Raw genomic sequence first — 23,718 nt, forward strand, 5'->3', positions numbered from 1 at the left:
TCAGACGTTGCGGAAGCGGTTGATGGCGTCGATGTGCTGCTCGCGCAGGTCCTGGTCGCGCACGCCGAGGCCTTCGCGCGGGGCCAGGGCGAGGACGCCGACCTTGCCCTGGTGGGCGTTGCGGTGGACGTCGTGGGCGGCCTGGCCGGTCTCCTCGAGGGTGTAGACCTTGGAGAGCGTCGGGTGGATCTTGCCCTTGGCGATGAGGCGGTTGGCTTCCCAGGCCTCGCGGTAGTTGGCGAAGTGGGAGCCGATGATCCGCTTGAGGGACATCCACAGGTAGCGGTTGTCGTACTCGTGGTTGAAGCCGGAGGTGGAGGCGCAGGTGACGATGGTGCCGCCCTTGCGGGTGACGTAGACGCTCGCGCCGAAGGTCTCGCGGCCGGGGTGCTCGAAGACGATGTCCACGTCCTCGCCGCCGGTCAGCTCGCGGATGCGCTTGCCGAGCCGCTTCCACTCCTTGGGGTCCTGGGTGTGCTCGTCCTTCCAGAACCGGTAGCCCTCGGCGTTGCGGTCGATGACCGCGTCCGCGCCCATCGCCCGGCAGATGTCGGCCTTCTCCGGGCTGGAGACGACACAGATCGGGTTGGCGCCGCCGGCCAGCGTGAACTGGGTGGCGTAAGAGCCGAGTCCGCCGCTGGCGCCCCAGATCAGCACGTTGTCGCCCTGCTTCATGCCCGCGCCGTTGCGCGAGACGAGCTGGCGGTACGCGGTGGAGTTGACCAGGCCCGGGGACGCGGCCTCCTCCCAGCTGAGGTGCTGGGGCTTGGGCATCAGCTGGTTGGACTTGACGAGCGCGATCTCCGCGAGCCCGCCGAAGTTCGTCTCGAAGCCCCAGATCCGCTGCTCGGGGTCGAGCATCGTGTCGTTGTGCCCGTCGGAGGACTCCAGCTCGACGGAGAGGCAGTGCGCGACGACCTCGTCGCCCGGGTTCCAGGCGTTCACGCCGGGGCCGGTGCGCAGGACGACGCCCGCCAGGTCGGAGCCGATGACGTGGTAGGGCAGGTCGTGGCGCTTGGTGAGCTCGCTGAGCCTTCCGTAGCGCTCCAGGAAGCCGAAGGTGGACACCGGCTCGAAGATCGAGGTCCAGACGGAGTTGTAGTTCACCGAACTGGCCATCACGGCGACGAGGGCCTCGCCGGGGCCGAGTTCGGGCACCGGGACCTCGTCCAGGTGGAGCGACTTGCGGGGGTCCTTGTCGCGGGATTCGAGCCCCGCGAACATCTCCGCCTCGTCCTTGTGCACGGTGATCGCGCGGTAGGACTCGGGGAGGGACAGGGCCGCGAAGTCCGCGGCGGTGCTGTCCTGCGATTGGATCGCGTCCAGGATTTCCTTCACGGTGTTGCCTCCGGTGATGCGCGTCGAGGGAACGCTTGAGGGGCCCTGCTGGCAGGGGAGCGGTGCGGTGTGGAGGTGTTGCCGTCGGTTCGGCGGGTGGAGCTCGGCTTTGCTCTGTGGAGCAGAAGGGTGCCTGTGACGCAGGCGTCCGGGCGCGCAGCACGGTGGTTGCGGGGACAGCCGGCGTACGTGTGAGGTCTCAGCACGCCGGCCGCCCGGACACCTTCAACGTATGGCACTCCGTGACACCTGACAAGGCACCCAGTGCCAACAATTTCTCTCACTTGTCATCTCGTGGGCACGCATGAGCAACACGATGGGCGTTACGAGAGGTTCTGTCCTGCTGGCAGGCGGTTACCGGGCCGGGCGGTACACATACGGCGTCGTCGTGCCGAGCGCCGAGAAGCCGAGCCGGGCCAGGATCGGGGCCGACATGTCCGTCGCGTCGACCTGGAGGTAGCGGTAGCCGCGCTCGGCGGCGATCCGTGCCCGGTGGGCCACCAGCGCCCGGTAGACGCCCCTGCCGCGCCAGGCGGCCACCGTCCCGCCGCCCCAGAGCCCGGCGAAGCCCGTGCCCGGATACAGCTCCATCCGGCCGGAGCACACCGGCTCGCCGTCGGCCATCGCCAGCACCGCGACGAACTCCTCCGGACCCTCCTCCAGCCGCTTCAGCACCTGGTGGAGGAGCCGGGTCCCGTCCGTGCCGAACGCCCGCTCATGGGCCCGTGCCATCAGTTCCGCCCCCGCCGCGTCGGTCACCGGGCGCAGCGTCACCCCCTCGGGCAGCTCCACCGGCCCGGTCAGCAGCCCGGCCGGCGCCACCAGCAGGCTCTCCGGCGGCTCCGGCGCGAATCCGGCCGCCCGCAGCCTCGCGCCCAGATCGGCCGGCCGGTCGTGCGCGTACAGCTTCCACTCGAACTCCGGCAGGCCGAGCGCCGCGCAGTGCCCGATCTGGGCCTCGATGGCCGCGTCGGCCCCGGCCGCGTCCAGCTCCGGGGACGACCAGACGACGCCGTTCCAGTCGTCGGGCCCGCCGACCTGGCGGACGACGGGGCCGGCGCGCTCGACCCGGACGCCCGGTCCGTCGGGGCGGGCGTGCTCGCGCATCGTGCGGTCGTAGAGGTCGCGTACTTCATCGGTTCGCATGGGCGAACCACACCACGGGCCCCGGGCCGTCGCGAACGGGTTTACGCCCCGGCCCGCAGGGACCCTCAGCGCTCCTTGAGCGCCTGCTGGATCGTCCGCATGACCTCGTCCAGCGGGGCGTCGGTACGGGCCACCGCGACGAGCACCTCGCCGTCCGCGGCCACCGTCGCGGCCGGGGTGCGCTCGGGGTCGGCCGCCGGGGTCCGGCCGGCGCCGATGCCCGTGCCGAAGGTGTCGCGCACGATGGCGAAGGCGCGGTCGAGCTGGGCCTCCACATCGCCCTGGCCGCCCGCCCGCAGCCAGCGGCGCAGCACATGGTTGTGCGCGGTGACCACGGCGGACGCGGCGACCTCCGCGAGCAGCGGATCGTCGTTGCCCACATGGTGGTCGCGCTCGTCGAAGTGGCCCAGCAGATAACGGGTGAACAGCCGCTCGTAGCGGGCCACCGACGCGATCTCGGCCTCCCGGAGGGTCGGCACCTCGCGGGTCAGTTTGTAGCGGGCCACGGAGACGGCGGGCTTGGCCGCGTACATCTTCATGACTTCCTTGATGCCCCGGCAGACGGTGTCGAGCGGGTGCTCGTGCGCGGGGGCGGCGTTGAGGACGGCCTCGGCCCTGACGAGGGTGTCGTCGTGGTCCGGGAAGATCGCCTCTTCCTTGGAGCGGAAGTGCCGGAAGAACGTCCGCCGGGCGACGCCCGCGGCACCCGCGATCTCGTCGACGGTGGTCGCCTCGTAGCCCTTCGTGGCGAAGAGCTCCATCGCGGCGGCGGCCAGTTCTCGGCGCATCTTGAGCCGTTGGGCGGCCGCGCGGGTTCCCGCGGCGGTTTCCGGGGCGTCGGTCGCGGCGGTGGCACGGGGTGACTTGGCGGGCTGGGACATGGCATGAACGTAACGCATCGGTGCAGGAGAGCGCGCCTGCGGGGGCGGGCCGCCGGAGGGTCCCAGCAGCCCGCCCCACCCGGCTCCCGGGTCAGCGACGGGCATATTCGCGGAAGCCGCGCCCCGTCTTGCGGCCGAGGCAGCCCGCGGCGACCAGGTGCTCCAGCAGCGGCGCGGGGGCCAGCCCCGGATCGCGGAACTCCCTGTGCAGCACCTTCTCGATGGCCAGCGAGACGTCCAGCCCGACCACGTCGAGCAGTTCGAACGGGCCCATCGGGTAGCCGCCGCCCAGCTTCATCGCCGCGTCGATGTCGTCCAGCGAGGCGTAGTGCTCCTCGACCATCTTGATCGCGTTGTTGAGGTACGGGAACAGCAGCGCGTTCACGATGAACCCGGCCCGGTCCCCGCAGTCCACCGGGTGCTTGCGGATCTTCGCGCAGACCGCGCGGACCGTGGTGTGCACCTCGTCGGCGGTCAGGACCGTGCGGACGACCTCGACCAGCTTCATCGCCGGCGCCGGGTTGAAGAAGTGCATCCCGATCACGTCCTCGGGGCGCGCGGTCGCCCGCGCGATGGCGACGACCGGCAGCGAGGAGGTGGTGGTGGCGAGCACCGCGCCCGGCCGGCAGACCTTGTCCAGGGCGGCGAAGAGCTGCTGCTTGATCTCCAGGTCCTCGGCGACCGCCTCGACGGCGAGGTCGACCTCGGCGAACGCGTCCAGCGAGCCCGCCGCCGTGATCCGGCCCAGTGTCTCGTCCCGGGCCTCGGCGCTGAGCCGCCCCTTGGTCACCGAACGCTCCAGCGACTTGGCGATCCGGCCCTTGGCGACGTCGGCCTTCTCCTGGGTCCTGGCCGCCAGCACCACGCCGTACCCGGCCTTCGCGAAGACCTCCGCGATCCCGGAGGCCATCGTTCCCGACCCCGCGACCCCCACGGACGCCACGGCGCGCCCGGCTCCCGAGGCGGTGTCCGCCGCAGGGGTCAGCGCGTCGGGCACCACGTCCTGGCCGCCCGGTGCGTCGTACGTGTAGAAGCCGCGCCCCGCCTTGCGGCCGGTCAGGCCCGCACTGCTGAGCTGGCCGAGGACCGGGGCCGGGGCGTGCAGCCGGTCGTGGGACGCGGAGTACATGGCCTCCAGGACCGTACGGGCGGTGTCGATCCCGATCAGGTCCAGCAGGGCGAGCGGGCCCATCGGCAGCCCGCAGCCCAGCTTCATCGCCGCGTCGATGTCCTCGCGGGAGGCGTAGTTCGCCTCGTACATCGCGGCGGCCTGGTTGAGATAGCCGAAGAGCAGCCCGTCCGCGACGAACCCGGGCCGGTCGCCGACCGCGACAGGCTCCTTGCCCAGCTCCCGGGCCAGCCTGGTGACGGCCTCGACCGCCGGCGGCGCGGTCAGCACCGAGGAGACCACCTCGACCAGCTTCATCGCGGGCGCCGGGTTGAAGAAGTGCAGGCCGAGAACGCGCTCGGGGTGCCCCGACTCGGCGGCCAGGCGGGTCACCGACAGGGCGTTGGTGCCGGTCGCCAGGATCGCGGTGGGGGAGACGATCGCGTCGAGGTCCCGGAACACCTGCTGCTTGATCTCGTACGTCTCGGGCACCACCTCGATGACCAGCTCGGCAGCGGCGGCGGCGCCCAGCCGGTCGGACGTACGGAACCGGGCGAGGGCGTCGCTCCGCTCCTGCTCGGTGATCCGTCCACGGCCCACGGCCCGTGCGGTGGAGGCTTCGAGGGAGGCGACGGCCGCCAGGGCGGCCGCCTCGCTGATGTCGATGCCGATGACCTCGCGGCCCGCCAGGGCCAGGACCTCGGCGATGCCGGTGCCCATGGTGCCGAGGCCGACGACGGCGATGGTGGAGAGAGGGGTGTCCATCACGGGACTCCAGGGTGAGTGACGACTGTGGGAGCACGGAACGCGCGGCGATGAGGGAGCGGCGCGTGGCGCACGGAAGCTGCGTGTCGTGGAGCACGGGGCCGACGCGCTGGGAGCGCGCCCGGCCGTGAGGGGTGACGGACTCTGTCCCGGAGTCACGTCGCACGGAAAGCCGAACCGACAGGCACTCCGGACGGCTGCGTCACCAGGCCACCGGAGCTTGCGGGGAGTGTGCCCCGCTCAGATGAGACTAACCGGCGAGTAACGAGCGCGCCACCCCTGGATCCTTGTGCCCTGGACCACACGGACTCCCCGATGCCGTCCCGCACGGAGCGTGCCCGTCGATACGCTGAGCGTCATGGATGAGGAGTTCCGTTCACTCATGGACCGGCTGGAATCCGAGGCGGCCGGATCGCCGCAGTACGCCCTGCTCGTCACCGCTGAGGACCCCGAGGAGCTGGCCCGGGTCCTCGTGGAGCCGCACCGCCCCCTGTGGGCCCGCGAGATGGCCGCCTTCCGGCTCGGCTGCGCGGGTGACCGGAGAGCCTTCGAGGCGCTGGTGCTCCTGCTCAACCACCGCGATCCCGAACGCTGCGTCTCCGCCGCCCACGCCCTGGCCCGCCTCGGCGACCCCCGCACGCCGAGGGCCGCCGCCGCGCTCGCCACGAACGCGCTGCGCACCGCCTACGCCCTGCACCCGGTGCGTCTGCTGACCGACCTGCGGGCCCCCGAGTCGGTCCCCGCCCTGGTCACCACCCTGAAACGCCTGCTGGCCCCCGGCGAACCGCACTGGCGCGTCGCCCTGGCCTGTGTCGAGGGGCTCGGCCGCCTCGCCGACGAACAGGCCCGCCCGGTCCTCACGGCGGCCCTCCCGCATCCGCGCCTGGCCACGGCCGCGGCCGAGGCGCTCGGCCGGCTGCCGGGGCGGTGAGCGGGCGGATGCGGGGGAGTGGCGACGTGCCCCATGGCGGGCCGTCCTCGCACACCCCCTCGCATCCCGTCCGTCGTTCTCGGCGGTCCCCCGGTCAGCGGCGGAAGCCGAGCAGGCCGTGCAGGCGGCTGCCCTTGCTGTTGTCCACCGACTGGGCCGCGGCCTTCTCGGCGGGCAGCGGCTTCGGCTCCGGCAGGGCCGCGCAGACCGCGTCCGCCTCGCCCCGGCCGCGCGGGACCGTGCCGTCGGTCAGATAGGCCGTCAGATGCTCGTCCAGGCAGTCGTTGCCGCTCAGCGTGATGCCGTGGTTGCCGCCGCCCTCCTCGACGACGAGGCTGGAGCCCCTGAGCTTGCGGTGCATGCTGACCGCGCCGCCGTACGGGGTCGCCGCGTCGTCCGTGGCCTGGAGGATGAGCGCCGGCGGCAGCTGCCGGTTGTTCACCCGGATCGGTTGCAGCGGCGCCACCGGCCAGTTCGCGCACGGTGCGTTGTACCAGGTGTTGTTCCAGGTCATGAACGGCGCCTTCTTGTGGATCCGGCGGCTGTCGTTGCGCCAGGTGCTCCAGTGCTCGGGCCAGCCGGCGTCACGGCACTGGACGGCCGTGTAGACGGAGTAGCCGTTGTCGCCGCTCGCGTCGACCGCGCCGAAGTCCTCGTACACCTCGACCAGCGCCTCGGCGTCCCGGTTCTTCACGTACGCGGCGAACGCCTCGGCGAGGTAGGGCCAGTAGCCGTTGTAGTACCCGCCGGGCAGGAAGGTGTCCTCCAGCTCGCTCGCGCCGACCGTGCCGCCCGCGGGCTCCCGGGCCACGTCCGCCCGCATCCGGTACCAGGCGGCCTCGACACCGGCCGGGTCCGTGCCCAGGCCGTACGCGGCGTCGTTCTTCGCGACCCAGGCGGCGAAGGCCTTGTGGCGGTCGTCGAACGCGTAGTCCTGGCCGAGGTTGCCCTCGTACCAGACGTCGTCCGGGTCGACGACCGAGTCCAGGACCAGCCGGCGCACACGCTCCGGATAGAGCTTGGCGTAGACCGCGCCGAGGTAGGTGCCGTAGGAGTAGCCGAAGTAGTTGATCTGCCGGGAGCCCAACGCCCGGCGGATCACGTCGAGGTCCTTGGCCGCGCTGACCGTGTCCATGTACGGCAGCACGTCGCCGTGCTTCTCGCCGCAGGCGCGGGCGAAGGACTCGGCCCGGTCGCGGTTGACCCGCTCCGAGCGGTAGGAGTCCGGCACCGAGTCCGGGCGCACCGGATCGAAGTGTCCGGGCAGGCAGTTCAGGGCCGGGGTGCTCTTGCCGACGCCGCGCGGGTCGAAGCCGATCACGTCGTACTGCGCGGCGACCTTCTTCGGCAGCGAGGACGCCACGAACCCGGCCATCGACAGGCCGCTGCCGCCCGGACCGCCCGGGTTGACCAGCAGCGGGCCCTGGAAGGTCTTCGCGGTGTGCGGGACGCGGGACAGCGCGAGCGTGACCTGACGGCCCGACGGGCGGCGGTGGTCCAGCGGGGCGCGGACCCGGGCGCACTGGAGCGTCGGATAGCTGTCGGTGGGACAGTCGGTCCAGGTGAGCTTCGGGGCGGGCGGCGTGCTCGCCGCGGTCGCGGCGGCCGGCGCGGGTGCGGCGCTCAGCAGACCGGCGACGGTCGCGCCGACGGCGACCAGAATTCCTGCACGTTTCGTCATGGGGCCTCCCGGGAGTGGCGGGAACGCGGCGCCGGATCACCGGTCCCCGCCGCATGCTCCCCGAATTCCCCCGCGGAAGGGCCTGTTCCGCGCGGAGTCGGCCCGTACGGTCACGCCATCGGCCCCACCGGAGGCCTCGGGGGCCTCACAGCAGGGTCAGCTGGGTGGGTCCTGGCTCCGGCGAGACGGCCGCGGCCGGCGGCGGGGCGACCCGCCGGGCCTCGCCCCGGTGCGCCGGGCCGATCCCGAACTCGTCCGCCAGTTCGTGCACCTGACGCGTGATCCGGCGCTGGTACCAGGTGGGGGCGTACGCCCCGTCCGCGTACATCCGCTCGTAGCGCGGCACCAGATGCGGATGGTGGCGCGCCAGCCAGTCCAGGTACCACTCGCGCGCGCCGGGGCGCAGATGCAGGACCAGCGGGGTCACCGAGGCCGCACCGGCGGCCGCGACGGCGGCGACGGTGGCGCGCAGTTGATCCGGGCGGTCGCCGAGGAACGGGATGACCGGGGCCATCAGGACCGAGCAGTCGATGCCGGCGTCGGTGAGGGCGCGGACCACGTCCAGCCGGCGTTCGGGGGAGGGGGTGCCCGGCTCGACCGTCCGCCACAGCTCCCGGTCCGTGAAGCCCACGGAGACCGAGACGCCGATCTCGGTGACTTCGGCGGCCTGCCGCAGCAGCTCCAGGTCCCGCAGGATCAGCGTGCCCTTCGTCAGGATCGAGAAGGGGTTGGCCCGGTCGCGGAGCGCCCCGATGATGCCGGGCATCAGACGGTAGCGGCCCTCGGCCCGCTGGTAGCAGTCGACGTTCGTGCCCATGGCGATGTGCTCGCCCCGCCAGTGCCGGGAGGCCAGCTCGCGCTGGAGCAGCTCGGCGGCGTTGACCTTGACGACGATCTGGGAGTCGAAGCCGATGCCGGTGTCCAGGTCCAGATAGCTGTGGGTCTTGCGGGCGAAGCAGTACACACAGGCGTGCGTACAGCCCCGGTACGGGTTCACCGTCCATTCGAACGGCATCCGCGAGGCCCCGGGCACCCGGTTCAGAATCGAACGGGCCCGGATCTCGTGGAAGGTGATGCCCCGGAATTCCGGGGTGTCGAACGTGCGCGTGGTCACCGCATCCGCGGCGAAGAGCGCGCTGTTGCCGGTCATGGATCCGTTTTCGACCAGATTGTCCCAGCGTATGGACGCCTCCTCGGTAGCACTGACCGCAGAATAGAACATATGTTCCCTTGATCGTGCGGGGCGGGTCCCGGCGTCGGTGTGCGCCGGACGCCGGGACTAGCGTGTGGCCCTGCAAGTGCCGCTACCGACCGGGAGGTCCCGACCATGGCCGGCAAGTTCACCGAACTCGCGATCGACTGCGCCGACCCCGGCTCTCTCGCCCGTTTCTGGTGCTCGGTCCTCGACTACGAGGTGCGGCGCGAGGACGAGGACGGGGACGTCGTCACCATCGGCTCGCCCGCGGTGCCGGAGGGCAGGGACCGCCTCGGCCCCGTGCCGCCGGTGCTGACCTTCGCGCGCGTGCCCGAGGGCAAGACCGTCAAGAACCGGCTCCACATCGACGTCAGCCCCACCGACCGGGAGCAGGCCGACGAGGTCCGCCGACTGCTCGCTCTGGGGGCCCGCCACGCCGACGTCGGCCAGGGCGACGCGAGCTGGATCGTCCTCACCGACCCGGAGGGGAACGAGTTCTGCGTTCTCGCGACCCGCTGCCCCTGATCCCTCCCGGCCCCGATTTTGAGCGGCTGTGCCCGAGGTGGTTGGCTCAGCTCACCCACCGAACAACCGAGTGCTGGAGGAACAGCCATGGCGCAGGTCGAGGCCACGACGGAGCGGATCATCGCGGCGGACGCAGAGGCGGTGTTCGACGCGCTGGCCGACTACAAGGACGTCCGCGGCAAGGTGCTGCCCGGTCACTTCAGCGAGTACGAGGTCCGCGAGGGCGGCGACGGCGAGGGCACCCTCGTCCACTGGAAGCTCCAGGCCACCAGCAAGCGGGTCCGTGACTGCCTCCTGGAGGTCAGCGAGCCGAGCGACGGTCAGCTCGTCGAGAAGGACCGCAACTCCTCGATGGTCACCACCTGGACCGTCACCCCGGCCGGTGAGGGCAAGTCCAAGGCCGTCGTGACCTCGGTCTGGGACGGCGCGGGCGGCGTCGGCGGGTTCTTCGAGCGGACCTTCGCCCCCAAGGGCCTCGGCCGGATCTACGACGAACTGCTCCAGAACCTCGCCGTCGAGGTCGAGAAGTAACTCCCCCCTCCCGCACCGGAGGTCGGCCGGGTCCGGCCTCCGCGGGACGACCGGCCTCACCGGAACGGGTGGTTTTCCGGGGCGGCCGGTTGTGCGCCGTAGTGGCTCCCACCGGCGCATAAGCCCTCCGTGCGCGCGGCGCACGCCCCTCGTCACGTTTGCCCCGCCTTGCCGTGCGATGCGACAAATGGCGGCGCAGGTGCGACGAGGGGAGCGTTACGTGGTGGGTGGTATCACGCTGGTGAAGGACGAGCCGGACGGCACGGGGCCGGACGGCCCGGCACCGGACGGCACGACGGCGACGGCCGGAGTCCTCGCCGCACCACCCCCGCCGGCCCCACCGGCCGGCCCCGGCCCGGACGCGGCGGAGATCAGCCCCCGCAAGGTCCGCATGGTCTTCCTCGGGCTGATGCTCACCCTGCTGCTCGCGGCGCTCGACCAGATGATCGTCGCCACCGCCCTGCCGAAGATCGTCGGTGAGCTGCACGGCCTGGAGAAGATGTCGTGGGCGGTCACCGCCTACCTGCTCGCCTCCACCATCGTCCTGCCGCTCTACGGCAAGCTCGGCGACCTCTTCGGCCGCAAGGGCGTCTTCCAGTTCGCCATCGTCGTCTTCATCATCGGCTCCGCGCTCGCGGGCTGGTCGCGCACGATGGACGAGCTGATCGCCTTCCGCGCGATCCAGGGCGTCGGCGGCGGCGGCCTCATGATCGGCGTCCAGGCGATCATCGCGGACATCGTCCCGGCCCGGGAACGCGGCCGCTACATGGGCCTCATCGGAGCGGTCTTCGGCCTAGCCTCGGTCGCCGGACCGCTGCTCGGCGGGTTCTTCACCGACCACGCCTCCTGGCGCTGGTGCTTCTACATCAACGTCCCCTTCGGCCTGGTCACCCTCGCCGTCATCGCGGTCGTCCTCAAACTGCCCAGGCCCGCCGTCCGGCCCCGGCTCGACGTCCTGGGCGCGGTGCTGCTGGCCGTCGCCTCCACCTGCCTGGTGCTGGTCACCAGTTGGGGCGGCACCGAGTACGCCTGGGGCTCGCGCACCATCCTCGGCCTCGCGGCGGGCGCGGTCCTCACGACGGCCCTCTTCGTCGCCGCCGAACACCGGGCCGCAGAACCGATCATTCCGCTGCGGCTGTTCCGCGACTCCGTCTTCAACGTCACCGGCCTGGTCGGCGCGGTCGTCGGCATCGCGCTCTTCGGAGCCGCCAGCTACCTCCCCACCTATCTCCAGATGGTCGACGGGGCCAGCGCCACCGAATCGGGTCTGCTGATGCTCCCGATGATGATGGGCATCGTCGGCGGGTCCATCGTCTCCGGCCAGCTCATCACCCGCACCGGCCGCTACCGCGTCTACCCGATCGTCGGCAGCGCCGTCTCGGTGGTCGGCATGTGGCTGCTCTCGCTGCTGGAGGCGGACACCTCCACCCTGGCGTACAGCTTCTACCAGGCGGTTCTCGGCATCGGCATCGGACTGGTCATGTCCGTCCTCGTGCTCGCCGTGCAGAACTCCGTACGCCCATCGGACCTCGGCACCGCCACCAGTGCCAACAACTACTTCCGGCAGATCGGCGGCAGCGTCGGCGCGGCGATCTTCGGCACGCTGTTCGCCGGGCGGCTCTCCGACGCCCTCGGCGTCCGCCTGCCGGCCGGCGCGGAGCTGCCCGACCCCGAGTCGATCACCCCGCAGATCGTCCACGCGATGGAACCCGCGCTGCGGGACGCCTACATCCAGGCGTACGTCGACGCGATGCCGCGCATCTTCCTCTACCTCGTGCCGGTGCTCGTGCTCGGCCTGATCCTCGCCTTCTTCCTCAAGGAGAAACCGCTGGTGTCCCACCACAGCCCCGAAGCCGCCACCGAGACCTCGCAGATCCCCGCCGCCCGCACCGACTCCGGCCGGCCCGCCCCCGGCCACCTCTCCGGCGTCCCGGTCCACGGCGGCGTCCAGCACCCCGACGGCACCACCGTCCCGCGCGCCGCCCTCACCCTCATCGACGTCCAGGGGCAGCAGGTCGGGCGCGGGGTCAGCGGCGAGGACGGGCGGTACGCGCTCAGCGTCCCCGGCGCCGGCTCCTACGTCCTGATCGCCGCCGCGGGCGGACACCAGCCGCAGGCCGTCAGCGTCACCGTGGGCGAGCGACCCGTCGAGCTGGACGTGGTGCTCGGCGGCGCCGGACGCCTCGCCGGATCCGTGCTCACCCCCGACGGCGTCCCCGTCCGCGACGCGGCCGTCACGCTCACCGACGTACGCGGCGAGGTCGTCGCCTCCACCCGCACCGGGCGCGAGGGCGGCTATGTCATCGGCGAGCTGGTCGCCGGCGAGTACACCCTCGCCGCCAGCGCCCCCGCCTTCCGCCCCGCCGCGCTCCCGGTCAGCGTGCAGGCCGCCCGTGAGACCCGGCAGGACATCGAACTGGCGGGCGGCGCGGTCCTGCGCGGCGTCGTGCGGGCCACCGGCGGACGCCCCGTCGAGGACGCGCGGGTCACCCTGCTCGACGCGGCGGGCAACGTGGTGGACACGCTCACCACCGGGCCCGACGGATCGTTCCGGTTCGTCGACCTGTCGTCCGGCGAGTACACCGTGATCGCCGCCGGGTACCCGCCGGTCGCCACCGTCCTCCAGGTCGCGGGCGGCGGCCGCACCGAGCGTGACCTCCAGCTCGGCCACGAGGACTGAGGCCCGCGCGGGCTCAGCGCACCTCCGCCGCCTCCCGCACCAGCCGCATCAGGGCCCGCGCCGCCGGGCTGGTGCTGCGGGCCGCCGGAAGCACCGCCACACTCTCGTACACCGGCCGGTGCTCGCCCGTCAGTTCCACCGTGACCAGCCGGGCCGCCTCCGGCTTCCGGGAGAAGTGGTGCGGCACCACCGCGATCCCCAGCCCTTCCTGGACCAGCTCCAGCAGGCTGTGCACATCGTTGACCTCGAGCCCCACGGTCCGCCGTACCCCGGCCGCCGCGAACGCCTCGTCCGCGGCGCGCCGGGGACCCCAGTCCGGGTGGAAGTCGATGAACGACGCCCCCGGCAGCTCCGCCCACCCCACCGTCGGCCGCCCCGCGAACGGGTGGCCCGCCGCGCACAGCAGCACCATCGGCTCCCGGGCCAGCGGCACCAGCTCCCCGCGCCACTCCACCGGGCTGACCGTGGCCGCGAACGCCAGGTCCAGGCGTCCGCCCGCCACCCCGTCCAGCAGACTGCTGGTGCCCTCCTGCCGCAGCCGCAGTTCCATCTGCGGATGCTCCCGGTGGAACGCCGCCAGCAGCCGCGCCGGGCTCACCCCCGCCACGCACTGCTCGACCCCCACCGTCAGCGTCCCGCGCAGCAGTCCCCGTACGGCATCGACCGCGTCCCGCGCCGCCCGCGCGCCCGCCAGCGTGCGCTCCGCCTCCACCAGCAGCGCCCGCCCGGCCTCGGTGAGCCGGACCGTGCGCGTGGTGCGGCTGAACAGCGGGGTCCGCAGCTCCTGTTCCAGCGCCCGTACGGAGGCGGAGAGCCCGGACTGCGAGACGGCGAGGCGCTCGGCGGCCCGGGTGAAGTGCTGCTCCTCCGCCACGGCGACGAAGTGCTCCAGCTGACGCAGTTCCATGATTGAGCAATCTAAGCGATGAATCCGAGCGGAATCTCCTGTTGGACTGCTGGATACATCTGCGGAAGCCTGGAGCCGTACCGCGCCGGTCCCGGCGCGCCACCCCCGTACCCCTTCCGCGGAGCCCTGTATGTACCTGCCGTCCGCCGACCGCTACTCCGCCATGCCCTACCGGCGCACCGGCCGCAGCGGTCTCCTGCTGCCCGCGCTCTCCCTCGGCCTCTGGCACAACTTCGGAGGAGACAGGACCCCCGAGGAGCAGGGCCGCATCCTGCGCCGCGCCTTCGACCTCGGCATCACCCACTTCGACCTGGCCAACAACTACGGCCCGCCGCCCGGCTCCGCCGAACTCACCCTGGGGCGCGCCCTGGCGACCGACTTCGCCCGCCTGCGCGACGAGATCGTCATCTCCACGAAGGCCGGCTACCACATGTGGGAGGGGCCGTACGGGGAGTGGGGCTCGCGGAAGTACCTGCGCTCCTCGCTCGACCAGAGCCTGAAGCGCCTCGGCGTCGACTACGTCGACATCTTCTACTCCCACCGGCCCGATCCCGAGACCCCTCTCGAGGAGACGATGGGCGCGCTCGACACCGCCGTACGGCAGGGCAAGGCGCTGTACGTCGGTCTGTCCAACTACTCCGCCGCGCAGACCCGCGAGGCCGCCGCGATCCTCGGGGACCTCGGCACCCCGCTGCTCATCCACCAGCCCCGCTACTCGATGCTCGACCGCCGGATCGAGGACGACGGGCTGCCGGACGTCCTCGACGAGCTGGGCGTCGGGTCCATCGCCTACTCACCGCTGGAGCAGGGCATCCTCACCGACCGCTATCTGAGCGGCATCCCGGCCGGCTCCCGGGCGGCGGGCGCGAGCCCGTTCCTGACCCCCGACGCCGTCACTCCGCAGCTGGTGGAGCGGTTGCGCGCGCTGGACGCCCTGGCGAAGGAGCGTGGCCAGTCGCTCGCGCAGCTGGCCCTGGCCTGGGTGCTGCGCGGCGGCCGGCTCACCTCCGCCGTCGTCGGCGCGAGCAGCGTCGCCCAGCTGGAGAACAGCGTCGAGGCCGTCTCGAACCTGGAGTTCGGCGCGGACGAGCTGTCCCGGATCGAGGAGCTGCTGGGGGACGCGAAGACCGGCTGACGCCTCCGGTTCCCCGGACGGGCGAGGCCGGGCCCGACCGGCCGTCAGGGTGCGATGCCCACCCCGTCGATCCGGCCCCAGGCCCACTCCTGCGCGGCGGACATGGCGGGCCAGGCGAGCCCGCCCGGCCGGGGCAGGACCCGCGAGGCGTACGGGGCCGGCCGGAACGCCGGATCGTGGAAGCAGCCCGTGCCGTACGTCTGGTCGAACGCGGCGCAGGAGTCGGCCAGCGAGCGCGGGGTGGGCTGGTGGCCGGTGCGGGTCCAGCGGTCCAGCGCGGCGATGGAGTTGGCGTACTCCGCGCTGCTCAGCCCGCTGTGCTCGCTCTCCCGGGTGAAGGTCTGCACGAGACGGTGCTCCCGGCCCGCGCCCCGCAGCGTGGCCCGGTAGGCGGCCTCGTGCTCGACGAAGGCCGTGGGGTCGTCGATCGCGTGCAGGCTGAGGACCGGCAGGGACACCCGCCCGGTGAGGTCGCTGTCCCAGGAGAGGTCACGGCGCGCCGCGGGATCCGCCGAGAAGCGCTCCACGCCCGCGTTCAGCGCCCGGTCGTCGTGCGAGCCGGAGTACCGAACACCCCGGTTGGAGAAGGGGTTGCGGCCGTCGAGCCGGGTCGCGACGATGTCGCGGAAGGTGAAGGTCGCGAACCGCAGATGCGACTCCAGGGAACGCTCCGGGACCCCGGTGACGGCCAGGATGTCGTCGAGGTTGCGCTGCTGGAGCGCGGTCCGCTCGGCGGGGTCGGCGTCGAACCCGGTGCACTCGCGCAGCCGGGCGCGCAGGCCGGTGGCCGTCATCGTCGAGTCCGGGCGCAGCCCCTGCCACAGGGGGTACTGCGGCTCGGTGGGGCGTGGGTGGTTGCCGCAGTAGTACTGGTAGACCGCGCGCAGGTCCACGCGGTAGTCGTAGCCGCGCGAGCCGCCGCCCAGGACGCCGTTGGTCAGCAGCACACCGTCGTACGCCCCCGGCTTCGTGCCGTACGTCTCGGCGACCTTGGCGGCCACGTTGCCGCCCCAGGACTGGCCGTGCACCAAGGTCCGCTCCGGCTTCCCGAACCGGTCGAGGAACACCCGGCGCACGCTCTCGGTGTCGGCCGCCGCCATCCGGGTCCCGTAGCCGCCGCGCCGGTAGGAGGAGCCGGCCCAGGCATACCCCTCCTGGACCATGACGGACCAGCGCTCCAGGTCCTCGGTGGAGCGGGCCGGGTCCGAGGCGTCGCCCAGGTCGGGCCCCCCGTGCGCGTGCACCACGAGCGAACCGTTCCAGCGGGTGGGGACCGCGAGCGCGTAGTGCGCCCCGTTCTCGTCCTGTCCCGTGTAGCACCGGGCCTTTCCGGCCAGGACGGCCGGGCAGTCGGCGGCGACCGGGGGCCCGGCCGGAGCGGGGGCCGCGGGGGCCTTGCCGGCCGAGCCGAGGAGCAGGGCCGTGACCGTGGCGGCCAGCGCGGCGGAGCGGAACCGGTGGCGGCGGTACAGCGGCAGGGCGCGGTCCGGCGCGGAGGGGGAGTTCACGGGGGCGGCTCCTGGCGTTCTGTCCGGCACGGAGGTGCACCGGGTTGCCGGGATGCTAGAAAGCGCCGCACCCGGGGGAGAAGCCCCGCGCGCATTGCGTTCATAGTGTTCGCCCCGGTCGCCGGAAGGGGACCACTGGAGGGACCTTCGGCGGACTGGACCTCTGGCGGGCCGCCCCTCCCTGGCCCGCGCCGCTCACGGCGCGTACGGTGTGGCGGCATGAAGATCCTCATCAGCGCCGACATGGAGGGCGCCACCGGAGTGACCTGGCCGGCCGACGTGCTGCCGGGGACCCCGCAGTGGGAGCGCTGCCGGTCGATGTTCACCTCGGACGTGAACGCGGCGGCGCTCGGCTTCTACGACGGCGGGGCCGACGAGGTGCTGGTCAACGAGGCCCACTGGTCGATGCGCAATCTGCTGCTCGAGCACCTGGACGAACGGGTCCAGATGCTCACCGGCAAGCACAAGTCGCTGTCCATGGTGGAGGGCATCCAGCACGGCGACGTGGACGCGGTGGCCTTCGTCGGCTATCACACCGGTGCCGGCACGGAGGGCGTCCTCGCCCACACCTACCTCGCCAACTCCATCACCGGGGTCTGGCTGAACGGGGTCCGCGCCAGCGAGGGCCTGCTCAACGCGCACGTCGCCGCCGAGTACGGGGTGCCCGTCATCCTCGTCACCGGCGACGACCTGACCTGCGTGGACGCCGAGGGGTACGCCCCCGACGCCCGGAAGGTCGCCGTCAAGGACTACGTCTCCCGTTACGCGGCGGTGTGCCGCACCCCCACCCGTACCGCCGCCGACATCAGGGTGGCGGCGAAGTCGGCCACCGGGCTCGCGGGCCGGCGGGAGCCGGTCACCGGCGGGACGTTCACCGTGGAGCTGGAGTTCGACGCCGAGCATCTGGCGGCCGCGGCGACCGTGGTCCCCGGCGTGGCGGCGAGTGGCGAGAGGCGCGTCGCGTACACCAGCGCGACGATGTACGAAGGAATTCGCACGTTCAAGGCGGTGACGACGATCGTGTCGGCCGCTGTGGAGGAACAGTATGGCTGAGGCCCCCGACCCGCTCGGTCCCGTCGACCGGCAGGCCCTCGACGAGGTGGTGACGTTCACCTCCGAACTCATCCGCATCGACACCACCAACCGGGGCGGCGGCGACTGCCGGGAGCGCCCGGCCGCCGAGTACGTCGCCGAGCGGCTCGCGGCCGCCGGAATCGAACCGACGCTGCTGGAGCGGACCCCCGGCCGGACCAATGTGGTCGCCCGGATCCCCGGCACCGACCCCTCGGCCGACGCGCTGCTCGTCCACGGCCACCTCGACGTGGTGCCCGCGGAGCCCGCCGACTGGAGCGTGCACCCCTTCTCCGGCGAGGTGAGCGACGGGGTCGTGTGGGGGCGCGGGGCCGTCGACATGAAGAACATGGACGCGATGGTCCTCGCCGTCGTACGGGGCTGGGCCCGCGAGGGGTTCCGCCCCCGGCGCGACATCGTCATCGCCTACACCGCCGACGAGGAGGACAGCGCCGCCGACGGCTCCGGCTTCCTCTCCGAACAGCACCCCGAGCTCTTCGAGGGGTGCACCGAGGGCATCAGCGAGTCCGGGGCCTTCACCTTCCACGCGGGCGACGGTCTCTCGCTGTACCCGATCGCGGCGGGCGAACGCGGCACCGGCTGGCTGAAGCTGACCGCCGAGGGCCGGGCCGGCCACGGCTCCAAGGTCAACCGGGAGAACGCGGTGAGCGCCCTGGCCGCCGCCGTCGCCCGGATCGGCGAGCACGAGTGGCCGATCCGGCTCACCCCGACCGTCCGGGCCGCGATCACCGAGATCGCCGCCCTGCACGGCATCACCGCCGACCTGGACGCCCCCGGCTTCGACGTCGCCCAGCTCCTCGGCAAGCTCGGCCCGGCCGCGTCCCTCGTCGAGAACACCATCCGCAACAGCAGCAACCCGACGATGCTGGACGCCGGATACAAGGTCAACGTCATCCCCGGCCATGCCGCCGCCTTCGTCGACGGGCGCATGGTCCCCGGCGGCGACGACGAGTTCCACGCGACGCTGGACCGGCTCACCGGCCCCTCCGTCAGCTGGGAGTTCTACCACCGGGAGACGGCCCTGACGGCCCCCGTCGACTCCCCGACGTACGCCAAGCTGCGCGCCGCCGTCGAGCGGTTCGACCCGGACGGCCACACCGTCCCGTACTGCATGTCCGGCGGCACCGACGCCAAGCAGTTCTCCCGCCTGGGCATCACCGGCTACGGCTTCACGCCGCTGAAGCTGCCCGTCGGCTTCGACTACCAGCGGCTCTTCCACGGCGTCGACGAGCGCGTCCCCGTCGACGCCCTCCACTTCGGCGTCCGCGTCCTCGACCACTACCTGCGCACCGCCTGACCGACCGACCTGCACCCGGGGGGACCGACCTACGTGAACACCGTGCCGACAGCGCCGTACGGAACCTGGCCGTCGCCGATCGACGCGGCCCTCGCCGCCTCGCGCGACGGCCGCCCCGACCACCTCGGCACGGTCGGGGACGAGGTGTGGTGGACCGAGCCGCGCCCCGCCGAAGGCGGCCGGCGGGCCCTGATGCGCCGTCGCGCCGACGGGGCCACCGCCCCGGTGCTGCCCGCCCCCTGGGACGCCCGCAGCCGGGTGATCGAGTACGGCGGCCAGCCCTGGGCGGGCACCGTGCGCGAGGACGGCGGACCCCTCGTGGTGTTCGTCCACTTCCCCGACCAGCGGCTGTACGCCTACGCCCCCGACGGGCCCGACGGGCCGTGGCCGCTCACCCCGGTCTCGGACGTCGGCGGCGGCCTGCGCTGGGTGGATCCGCAACTGCGCCCGGAGCGCGGGGCGGCGGGCGAAGTGTGGTGCGTGCTGGAGGAGTTCACCGGGCCCGCGCCCACCGACGTACGACGTCTTCTCGCCGCCGTGCCGCTGGACGGGTCGGCGGCGAAGGATCGTTCGGCGGTCCGTGAACTCTCCGACGACCGGCACCGGTTCGTCACCGGTCCCCGCGTCTCCCCCGACGGGCGGCGGGCGGCCTGGATCGCCTGGGACCACCCCCGGATGCCCTGGGACGGCACGGTGGTCATGCTGGCCGACATCACCGAAGCGGGCGGCTTCACCGGTGCACGGCCCCTCGTCGGCGACCTCGAGGAATCGGTCTGCCAGGTGGAGTGGGACCGCGACGGCAGCCTCCTGTTCGTCTCCGACCTCGCCGACTGGTGGGAGATCCAGCGCATCCGCCCCGGCGCGGTCGCGGGCGGCGCGGTCCCCAGCAGCCGCCTCCTGCCGCCCCGGGGCGAGGAGTTCGGCGGGCCGCTCTGGAAGATCGGACTGCGCTGGTTCCACCCGCTGGACAACGGGCTGATCGCCGTCCTGCACGGCAGGGGCGATCTGCGGCTCGGCATCCTCGACCCGGAGACCGGCGAACTCGCCGACGTACCGGGCCCCTGGACCTCCTGGTCCGACACGCTCGCCGTCCACGGCAGCCGGGTCGTCGGCGTCGCGGCCGGCCCCCGCAGCGGCCCCGAGATCGTCGAGCTGGACACCGCCACCGGGCACACCCGGATCATCGGCGCACCCCACCACGACGCGGTCGACCCGGCGTACTACCCCGTGCCCGAGGACCGCACCTTCACCGGCCCCGACGGCCGGGAGATCCACGCCCACATCTACCCGCCGCGCAGCCCCGACCGCACCGGACCCGAGAGCGAGCGGCCCCCGTACGTGATCTGGGCGCACGGCGGGCCCACCGGCCACGCCCCGCTCGTCCTCGACCTGGAGATCGCCTACTTCACCTCGCGCGGCATCGGCGTGGCCGAGGTCAACTACGGCGGCTCCACCGGCTACGGCCGCGGCTACCGCGAACGGCTTCGCGGCCAGTGGGGCGTGGTCGACGTGGCCGACTGCGCGGCCGTCGCCTCGGCCCTGGTCGAGGAGGGCGCGGCCGCGCAGGACAGGCTCGCGATCCGCGGCGGCAGCGCGGGCGGCTGGACCGCCGCCGCATCGCTGACCGGCACCGACCTGTATGCCTGCGGGACGATCCTCTACCCCATCCTGGACCTCGAGGGATGGGCGACGGACGAGACCCACGACTTCGAGTCGCAGTACCTGGAGTCCCTCGTCGGCCCGTTCGCCGAGGTGCCCGAGCGCTACCGGGAACGCTCCCCGATCCACCGCACCGACCGGCTGAACACCCCGTTCCTGCTGCTCCAGGGCCTCGACGACGTGATCTGCCCGCCCGCCCAGAGCGAGCGGTTCCTCGCCGCCGTGGCGGGCCGGGGCGTCGCCCACGCCTACATCGCGTTCGCGGGGGAGAGCCACGGCTTCCGGCGTGCCGAGACGCTGGCCCGCGCACTGGAGGCCGAACTCTCCCTCTACGCGCACACGTTCGGTATCGACCGCCCCGACGTACCGCCCCTGGAGCTGACCACGTGACCGGCGAGGACCGCCGCACCGCGACGCCCCTCGCCCGGCCGGCCCGGCTGCGCCCCGGGTCCCGGGTCGCCGTCGTCGCACCCAGCGGCCCCGTGCCCGCCGACCGGCTGGAGGAGGGTCTCGCCGTCCTGCGCGACTGGGGCCTGGAACCCGTCGTCGGCCCCCATGTGCGTGCCGTGCAGCCGGAGTTGGACTACCTCGCCGGGTCGGACGCGGAGCGTGCGGCGGACCTCGGCGCGGCGTGGAGCGACCCGTCGGTGGAGGCCGTGCTGTGCGCCCGGGGAGGATACGGCGCGCACCGGATGGCCGACCTGGTGGACTGGGCGGCGATCCGGGCCGCCGGTCCCAAGGCGTTCGTCGGCTACAGCGACATCACCGTGCTGCACGAGGCGTTCGCCCTGCGGGCCGGATTCTCGACCCTGCACGGGCCGATGGTCGCCACCGAGACGTTCCTGAAGGACGCGGCGACCCGTGAGCATCTGCGCGCCACGCTCTTCGAGCCGGAGACCGTGCGCACCCTCGGCCTCGCATCGGCCGGGGCCCTGGTCCCCGGCCGGGCGCGGGGCGTCCTGTACGGCGGGTGCGTCAGCCTGCTCGCCGCCGACATCGGCACCCCGGGCGGCCGGACCCATGGCCGGGGCGGGCTGCTGGCGATCGAGGACACGGGGGAGGAGCCCTACCGGCTCGACGGCATCCTCACCCGGCTGCTGCGCTCCGGGGCCCTGGCAGGGGTCGCCGGGGTGGCCTGCGGCTCCTGGCAGGAGTGCGGACCGTACGAGAAGATCCGCGCCGTGCTCGCCGACCGGCTCGGCCCGCTGGGCATACCCGTGGTCGAGGAGCTGGGATTCGGGCACGGCACGACCGCGCTGACGGTTCCCCTGGGTGTGCCCGCGGTGCTCGACGCACCGGCGGACGGCGGCCGTTGCACGCTGACCGTCGAGGCCCCCGCCCTTCTCTGAACCTCCTCGGCCTTCCCCTCCCGTGTTCGCGTCCGCGCCGCTGTCCGCGCGGGCGCGAGGATGTGCGTTTTCGCCCGCGGAACGTGAACATCCGTCAAGAACCGCTGACAGATGCGTTGACACGGCTATGACCCGTGTCACAGCATGAGCGCGGCCCAATACTTACCGGTCGGTAAGGTGTCCTCGGCGTGGAGGTCTTCGTGTCAGGTGCTGTTTCCAGAGTGCGCGGCCCGCTCGTCGCGGTCGCCGGCGCGGCCCTCGCCGCTCCTCTCGTCCTCGCCGGCCCGGCGCACGCCGAGGCCGACCCGTACACCGTCACCCCCCTGAAGTTCACCGTCGAGGCGGGCGGCCGCTCCTGCACGGTGGACGCCGATCTCTACCGGCCCGCCGGAGTCGACGCGGACAGCCCCGCCCCCGCCGTCCTCGCCACCAACGGCTTCGGCGGCAGCAAGTCCGACGGCTCGACCGACGTCATCGGCAGGTCCTTCGCCGAGCGCGGCTACGTCGGACTCGTCTACTCCGGCCTGGGCTTCGGCAAGTCCGGATGCCTGATCACCCTCGACGACCCGGAGACCGACGGAAGGGCCGCGACCGAACTCCTCGACTTCCTCGGGGGCGTTCGCGCGGCGGACGACGGGACCCGGGCCGACTACATCACCCAGGACGCCGAAGGAGATCCGCGCGTCGGCATGATCGGCGGCTCCTACGGCGGCGCGATCCAACTGGCGACCGCCGCCGTCGACCCCCGCGTCGACGCCCTCGTCCCGCTGGTCACCTGGAACGATCTCGGCTACGCCCTGGCCCCCAACAACACCGGGGCGCGCACCGGCGTCACCTCCGACACCCCCGGCGTCTTCAAGTGGCAGTGGACCAACGGCTTCTACCTGATCGGCGAGGGCCAGCCGCTGCTCAACCCGAGCCTGGACCCCTCCCGCATCGACCGCCTGGACTGCCTGCACTTCGCCACCCGCGCCTGCGAGACCATCCGGCTGCTCAACTCCGGCCGCTATCCCGCCGACCGGACCGCGTCGATGCTCGCCTACGCCCGCAGCGTCTCGCCGGTCTCCTACCTCGACCGGGTCAAGGCCCCCACGCTCATCGTCCAGGGCCAGGCCGACAGCCTGTTCAACCTCAACGAGGCCACCGCCACGTACCGGACGCTCAAGGCGCAGGGCACCGAGACGAAGATGATCTGGCAGTCCTGGGGGCACAGCGGCGGCCAGGTCCCCGGCGAACTCGACCTGAGCCAGGGCAATCTGGAGACCAGTCACGTCGGACAGCGGGTGCTGGCCTGGTTCGACCGCTACCTCCAGAAGAAGACGGACACCGACACCGGGCCCGCGTTCTCCTACTACCGCGACTGGCAGAGCGGTTACGGCACGGCCGCCGAGGTCCCCGCTCTCTCGCGGTCCTTCTACCTCTCCGGCGACGGCAAACTCGTCGACAACCGCTCCAAGGTGGCGCGCGGCAGCCGCAAGTACACCAACTGGGCCGTGCCCACCAGCCACTCCGAGAGCTCCATCGCCCCGTTGATCGGACTGCCCGACCCCAAGCCGTACGACATCAAGGGCACCTACCTCGGCTGGCGCAGCGACCCGCTCGCCGCGCCCGTCGACGTCGTCGGCGCGCCGAAAGCCACCCTGAAGGTCCTCTCTCCGAAGACCGAACGGGTCCAGAACAGCGGCGACGCCTCCGACAAGCTCGTGCTGTTCGCCAAGGTCTACGACGTCGCGCCCGACGGCGGCCGGACGCTGGTGAACCGCCTGGTCTCCCCGGTCCGGGTCCCCGACGTCACCCGGCCCTTCACGGTGGAGCTGCCCGGCATCGTCCACCGGTACGAGAAGGGGCACCGCCTGGAGTTCGTGATCGCCGCCAGCGACACCGCGTACTTCGGCAACCGGGGGATCAAGCCTGTCACCGTCGTCCACGCCCCCGAGGACACCGGCGTACTGGAGCTCCCGGTGGTGCCGGCCGGCTGACGTCCGCCACC

The 23,718-nt window shown here is 72.7% G+C and carries 18 protein-coding genes; 10 read left to right on the forward strand and 8 right to left on the reverse strand.

Features of this window, described 5'->3' with window-relative positions; all coding sequences use genetic code 11:
• The 4 genes from ccrA to ACH4UK_RS14475 form a co-directional block, all read right to left on the reverse strand.
• Nucleotides 1-1,338 (reverse strand): crotonyl-CoA carboxylase/reductase, encoded by a 1,338-nt coding sequence (gene ccrA, locus ACH4UK_RS14460; protein ID WP_398356372.1) that lies wholly within the window; start codon nucleotides 1,336-1,338, stop codon nucleotides 1-3.
• A gap of 354 nt (nucleotides 1,339-1,692) precedes the next feature.
• Nucleotides 1,693-2,484 (reverse strand): GNAT family N-acetyltransferase, encoded by a 792-nt coding sequence (locus ACH4UK_RS14465; RefSeq protein WP_398356373.1) that lies wholly within the window; start codon nucleotides 2,482-2,484, stop codon nucleotides 1,693-1,695.
• Between the two features lie 65 nt (nucleotides 2,485-2,549).
• Entirely contained in the window at nucleotides 2,550-3,365 is an 816-nt protein-coding gene (locus ACH4UK_RS14470) for a TetR family transcriptional regulator (protein WP_398356374.1), read from the reverse strand.
• A gap of 91 nt (nucleotides 3,366-3,456) precedes the next feature.
• Complete coding sequence (locus ACH4UK_RS14475) at nucleotides 3,457-5,238, reverse strand: 3-hydroxyacyl-CoA dehydrogenase family protein (RefSeq protein WP_398356375.1); 1,782 nt, start codon at nucleotides 5,236-5,238, stop codon at nucleotides 3,457-3,459.
• Nucleotides 5,239-5,596: 358 nt separating this feature from the next.
• Here ACH4UK_RS14475 and ACH4UK_RS14480 point away from each other — a divergent pair, with 358 nt between their 5' ends.
• Nucleotides 5,597-6,169, forward strand: coding sequence for an adenylosuccinate lyase (locus ACH4UK_RS14480; RefSeq protein WP_398356376.1), 573 nt, complete (start codon nucleotides 5,597-5,599; stop codon nucleotides 6,167-6,169).
• 94 nt (nucleotides 6,170-6,263) lie between these two features.
• Here ACH4UK_RS14480 and ACH4UK_RS14485 read toward each other — a convergent pair whose 3' ends face one another.
• Nucleotides 6,264-7,850 (reverse strand): alpha/beta hydrolase, encoded by a 1,587-nt coding sequence (locus tag ACH4UK_RS14485; RefSeq protein ID WP_398356377.1) that lies wholly within the window; start codon nucleotides 7,848-7,850, stop codon nucleotides 6,264-6,266.
• 145 nt (nucleotides 7,851-7,995) lie between these two features.
• Nucleotides 7,996-9,033 carry an Rv2578c family radical SAM protein gene (locus tag ACH4UK_RS14490; RefSeq protein WP_398356974.1) on the reverse strand — a complete coding sequence of 346 codons (1,038 nt, stop codon included), beginning with the start codon at nucleotides 9,031-9,033 and terminating at the stop codon, nucleotides 7,996-7,998.
• 144 nt (nucleotides 9,034-9,177) lie between these two features.
• On the opposite strand from ACH4UK_RS14490, the gene ACH4UK_RS14495 reads away from it, so the two are divergent.
• The 3 genes from ACH4UK_RS14495 to ACH4UK_RS14505 all read left to right on the forward strand — a co-directional run bounded on the left by ACH4UK_RS14495 (nucleotide 9,178) and on the right by ACH4UK_RS14505 (nucleotide 12,781).
• On the forward strand, nucleotides 9,178-9,570 hold the full coding sequence (locus ACH4UK_RS14495) for a VOC family protein (protein ID WP_398356378.1): 393 nt from the start codon (nucleotides 9,178-9,180) through the stop codon (nucleotides 9,568-9,570).
• An 87-nt stretch (nucleotides 9,571-9,657) separates the two neighbouring features.
• Nucleotides 9,658-10,101 (forward strand): SRPBCC family protein, encoded by a 444-nt coding sequence (locus ACH4UK_RS14500; RefSeq protein WP_398356379.1) that lies wholly within the window; start codon nucleotides 9,658-9,660, stop codon nucleotides 10,099-10,101.
• Nucleotides 10,102-10,321: 220 nt separating this feature from the next.
• Nucleotides 10,322-12,781: an MFS transporter gene (locus tag ACH4UK_RS14505; RefSeq protein WP_398356380.1), complete on the forward strand. Its 2,460-nt coding sequence runs from the start codon at nucleotides 10,322-10,324 to the stop codon at nucleotides 12,779-12,781.
• Nucleotides 12,782-12,794: 13 nt separating this feature from the next.
• On the opposite strand, the gene ACH4UK_RS14510 is transcribed toward ACH4UK_RS14505, so the two are convergent.
• Nucleotides 12,795-13,688: a LysR family transcriptional regulator gene (locus ACH4UK_RS14510; protein WP_398356381.1), complete on the reverse strand. Its 894-nt coding sequence runs from the start codon at nucleotides 13,686-13,688 to the stop codon at nucleotides 12,795-12,797.
• Nucleotides 13,689-13,818: 130 nt separating this feature from the next.
• Here ACH4UK_RS14510 and ACH4UK_RS14515 point away from each other — a divergent pair, with 130 nt between their 5' ends.
• Nucleotides 13,819-14,823 (forward strand): aldo/keto reductase, encoded by a 1,005-nt coding sequence (locus ACH4UK_RS14515; protein ID WP_398356382.1) that lies wholly within the window; start codon nucleotides 13,819-13,821, stop codon nucleotides 14,821-14,823.
• A gap of 44 nt (nucleotides 14,824-14,867) precedes the next feature.
• Here the strand turns inward: ACH4UK_RS14515 and ACH4UK_RS14520 are convergent, their stop codons facing one another.
• Nucleotides 14,868-16,331: a hypothetical protein gene (locus ACH4UK_RS14520; RefSeq protein WP_398356383.1), complete on the reverse strand. Its 1,464-nt coding sequence runs from the start codon at nucleotides 16,329-16,331 to the stop codon at nucleotides 14,868-14,870.
• Between the two features lie 219 nt (nucleotides 16,332-16,550).
• Between ACH4UK_RS14520 and ACH4UK_RS14525 the strand changes: the two genes are divergently transcribed.
• From ACH4UK_RS14525 to ACH4UK_RS14545, 5 genes are all read left to right on the forward strand, one after another.
• On the forward strand, nucleotides 16,551-17,384 hold the full coding sequence (locus tag ACH4UK_RS14525) for a M55 family metallopeptidase (protein ID WP_398356384.1): 834 nt from the start codon (nucleotides 16,551-16,553) through the stop codon (nucleotides 17,382-17,384).
• Nucleotides 17,377-18,720, forward strand: coding sequence for a M20/M25/M40 family metallo-hydrolase (locus ACH4UK_RS14530; protein WP_398356385.1), 1,344 nt, complete (start codon nucleotides 17,377-17,379; stop codon nucleotides 18,718-18,720). The genes ACH4UK_RS14525 and ACH4UK_RS14530 overlap by 8 nt, the downstream gene beginning before the upstream one ends.
• Nucleotides 18,721-18,753: 33 nt before the next feature.
• Nucleotides 18,754-20,769 (forward strand): S9 family peptidase, encoded by a 2,016-nt coding sequence (locus ACH4UK_RS14535; RefSeq protein WP_398356386.1) that lies wholly within the window; start codon nucleotides 18,754-18,756, stop codon nucleotides 20,767-20,769.
• Nucleotides 20,766-21,728 (forward strand): LD-carboxypeptidase, encoded by a 963-nt coding sequence (locus ACH4UK_RS14540; RefSeq protein WP_398356387.1) that lies wholly within the window; start codon nucleotides 20,766-20,768, stop codon nucleotides 21,726-21,728. The genes ACH4UK_RS14535 and ACH4UK_RS14540 overlap by 4 nt, the downstream gene beginning before the upstream one ends.
• Before the next feature lie 221 nt (nucleotides 21,729-21,949).
• On the forward strand, nucleotides 21,950-23,707 hold the full coding sequence (locus ACH4UK_RS14545) for a CocE/NonD family hydrolase (protein ID WP_398356976.1): 1,758 nt from the start codon (nucleotides 21,950-21,952) through the stop codon (nucleotides 23,705-23,707).
• Nucleotides 23,708-23,718 lie beyond the last annotated feature (11 nt).

Origin of the sequence: Streptomyces sp. NPDC020884 (assembly GCF_044333935.1) — a bacterium.
Lineage (GTDB): Bacteria > Actinomycetota > Actinomycetes > Streptomycetales > Streptomycetaceae > Streptomyces.

What these genes read in the sequence shown, in the direction of transcription:
- ACH4UK_RS14465 (WP_398356373.1), bottom strand. Translation starts at nt 2,484, where the DNA reads ATGCGAACCGATGAAGTACGCGACCTCTACGACCGCACGATGCGCGAG.
- ACH4UK_RS14515 (WP_398356382.1), top strand. Translation starts at nt 13,819, where the DNA reads ATGTACCTGCCGTCCGCCGACCGCTACTCCGCCATGCCCTACCGGCGC.
- ACH4UK_RS14475 (WP_398356375.1), bottom strand. Translation starts at nt 5,238, where the DNA reads ATGGACACCCCTCTCTCCACCATCGCCGTCGTCGGCCTCGGCACCATG.
- ACH4UK_RS14500 (WP_398356379.1), top strand. Translation starts at nt 9,658, where the DNA reads ATGGCGCAGGTCGAGGCCACGACGGAGCGGATCATCGCGGCGGACGCA.
- ACH4UK_RS14480 (WP_398356376.1), top strand. Translation starts at nt 5,597, where the DNA reads ATGGATGAGGAGTTCCGTTCACTCATGGACCGGCTGGAATCCGAGGCG.
- ACH4UK_RS14495 (WP_398356378.1), top strand. Translation starts at nt 9,178, where the DNA reads ATGGCCGGCAAGTTCACCGAACTCGCGATCGACTGCGCCGACCCCGGC.
- ACH4UK_RS14485 (WP_398356377.1), bottom strand. Translation starts at nt 7,850, where the DNA reads ATGACGAAACGTGCAGGAATTCTGGTCGCCGTCGGCGCGACCGTCGCC.
- ACH4UK_RS14470 (WP_398356374.1), bottom strand. Translation starts at nt 3,365, where the DNA reads ATGTCCCAGCCCGCCAAGTCACCCCGTGCCACCGCCGCGACCGACGCC.
- ACH4UK_RS14510 (WP_398356381.1), bottom strand. Translation starts at nt 13,688, where the DNA reads ATGGAACTGCGTCAGCTGGAGCACTTCGTCGCCGTGGCGGAGGAGCAG.
- ACH4UK_RS14530 (WP_398356385.1), top strand. Translation starts at nt 17,377, where the DNA reads ATGGCTGAGGCCCCCGACCCGCTCGGTCCCGTCGACCGGCAGGCCCTC.
- ACH4UK_RS14525 (WP_398356384.1), top strand. Translation starts at nt 16,551, where the DNA reads ATGAAGATCCTCATCAGCGCCGACATGGAGGGCGCCACCGGAGTGACC.